This is a genomic window from Calothrix sp. CBUCES-K 9914, assembly GCF_059640475.1.
Map to the genome: position 1 here is coordinate 1 of NZ_JBXXZH010000490.1, position 2,770 is coordinate 2,770.

At 38.1% G+C, this 2,770-nt stretch carries 1 protein-coding gene; it reads right to left on the minus strand.

Annotated features, from left to right (window positions below):
* Window positions 1-173 precede the first annotated feature (173 nt).
* Window positions 174-2,770, minus strand: a 2,597-nt coding sequence (locus AC2JBO_RS44335; RefSeq protein WP_496959981.1) for a CHAT domain-containing protein, incomplete at its 5' end; no start/stop codon positions are given.

Below are 2,770 nucleotides of genomic sequence, written 5' to 3' on the forward strand. Positions count from 1 at the left end.
AACTGCGAAAAGTGGCAGGGTTAACACAGGCAGAAATTTCACGAAGTTTGCAAATGCCACAGTTTAAATAGACTTAGCCTTGCAACGGATGTAGCGGATAAGTTATTCATCAAAAACAAAATATTGTTATTCAAAATATACCATCCGTTACATCCGTTCATCATCCGTTGCCACTACAAGCCATTACCAATTAAGATAAACGGCGCCCAATAATAAGGATGTTGATTACCTGCATATACTTTTTGATTACTAGGGTTATTTGGTGGTGTCACTTGTAAACCACGCTGATCTGAATTTTGTTTGACTGATGTACCCTTTAACAAACTAAGCTGTGCTTGTCGTAATGCTTCGGCTTTGGTAATCGGCGCCTTTTGTGCTAAATTGTTGTAAAACTGTTGCATTAATTGGGCGGTACTAGGGTCATCGACTTGCCATAACGAAGCTATTGCAGCTTTGGCGCCAATTTTTTCGACTTGATAGCCAAAACCAAGAATTTCTTTACCGTCACCAAAACCACCTAACCCAGTTTCGCAAGCACTAAGTACAATTAAATCAACGTTAGGCAAATTCCAAGCTTCAACGTCGCGTAAAGTAATATGTTTCCCATCACCCAACAAAATTACCGAATCTTCAGGTTTGCCATTGACAAATGCAGCATGAGTAGCTAAGTGTACTATTGAATAATCATTCATTCGGTAAACAATGTCTTGGTTGAATTGATTATTTACAAGTTTAGTGCTTCCGGGAATTGCAGCAGTAATACCATCCACTTCTGTCCCTGCATACTTTAATCCTTGGAATGTCGCATTTGTGCTACCTAATTGAACTGTAACGCTACGACTGGTATCTGAAAATGCAGCAGTTAGAACTTGTTTTTTAGTTTGGGGTCTTGTATTCAAACCTATTAAGCTTAAAGCCGTGATATTGTTAATATCGAAGCGTTCAATCAGCCATTGTTTACCGTCGTGTAAAGCAGCCAAAGGAATATAACGTAATTTCCCGTCGGGTGCAAACATTATAGTTTTGGTTTTCGCTGCTGCTAAGTCACTTTCTAATGGTTGAATTAGCCATTGATAGAGTTTACCAGCATTACTAACAGGATTTCTGCTAGGACTTTGTAAATCACGACGGAAATCTTCAATTGTTTTATTAAGTTCTGTTTCAGATACTTTAACAGTACGGTGAATAGGAGGAGCATAAGGAGTTACTAATATTAGCTCCAAACGGTCTTTAAGAACCAGGGGGTAAATAATAACTGCATCTTGTTGTACTCGTTTAACCTTATCTTGTAAAATTCTTGCTTGCTCTTTGGGGTCAAAGTTTTTGCCTTGGGTGCTTTGACGTAATTCATCAATGCGTTTTGCTATTTCCGGGTTTTTGACAAATTCCCCGTATTCAAGAGCAAGTTTTCCTTGTTGTTTTCTCAGTTCAATAACACGCTGTTGTTGATTACTAGTACGCTTATTTTCTGGAATAATTTCTAACTCACTAAGTTCTTTACCGAGTGCAATGATTTGATTATTAGTAGCAGCGTCAGGTTTTGTACCCGCGCGCAGGTAATCTTGAACTTCTTGAAATTTGAGTAACTCTAATACCTGTTGCGCTTGTAAGGTACGTCCTTGCTTGAGTAACAAATCTGCATATTGACGGTAGATATCAGCCGTTTTGACTTTATTAAAATCAAACTTTGCAAGTAAGAAAGAGGATTGTAATTCGGGTGGTAGTCCTTGGATATTACGACGTACACTTTCTATGCTGTTAATAGCTAGTTGATAGTTTTTAATTGCTTCATCAGTCTTATTTAATTGCACGTATGCTTGTCCTAACCCAGCATAAATACCCCCGTCACTACCTGAAAGTGTATCTGTTTTAATTCCCAATGCTGCTTGATATGATGAAATTGCAGCTTCTGGGCGCCGAAATTTGCGGTGTAAATCACCAATTAAATTAAGTGCGGTTTTCTCAAATGCTGGGTTTTTAGTTTGACGTGCGAATGTTAAAAAAGTTTGCGCTTCTTGCATCGCACTTGCATCATTACCTAATTCACCATAACCAGCACTCAGGATAAGATGAGCAACAGCTTCTAAACGAGGTTCTTTTATTTCACGGGAGATAGCCAATGCTTGTTGAGATAATTCTACTGTTTTTTGTGGCTGGTCTTGAGCAAAGTAAGTAATAGCAGTGTATACTAATATGCCACCTTCAGCACGGCGGTTTTGCAATGTCTTGACGTTTGCTAGTACTTGTTGAAAGTATTCTCTACTTTTGTTGTAATTCCCTAAATGATAGTAAGTGTTTGCTAAGGTAGATAGAGGAGCTATTTTTAAAGGTGGGCTTTGCAAATCTTGAGCAATTTTCAAGCTTTGTTGCGTTAACTCTAAAGCTTTCTGATATTCGTTGCGTGAATTATAAATACTACCTAAGTAATTTAACACTGTTGATTCTAAAGCTGGATTTTTTAATTCGCGCGCGATAACTAAACTTTGCTCAACTAAAGCTTTGCCTTTTTGATTGGCGCCAATAATGTCGTAAGCATTGCCTATGCCAGAAAGGAACTGTGCTTCCAGAGAACGGTTATTAAGTTGTTTTAGTCGCGGCAAATACGGTTCGGCGACAGCAATAAATTTTTGATATTCTCCCAAAGCTTCGTAAATGTCAGCAAGATGATAAACTGCTGCTATTTCTCCAATTAAATCTTTATTTTTTGATGATATATCTAAAGATTGTTGTGATGCAGCAATAGCCTGTTGATATTCACCACGCAGCTTGT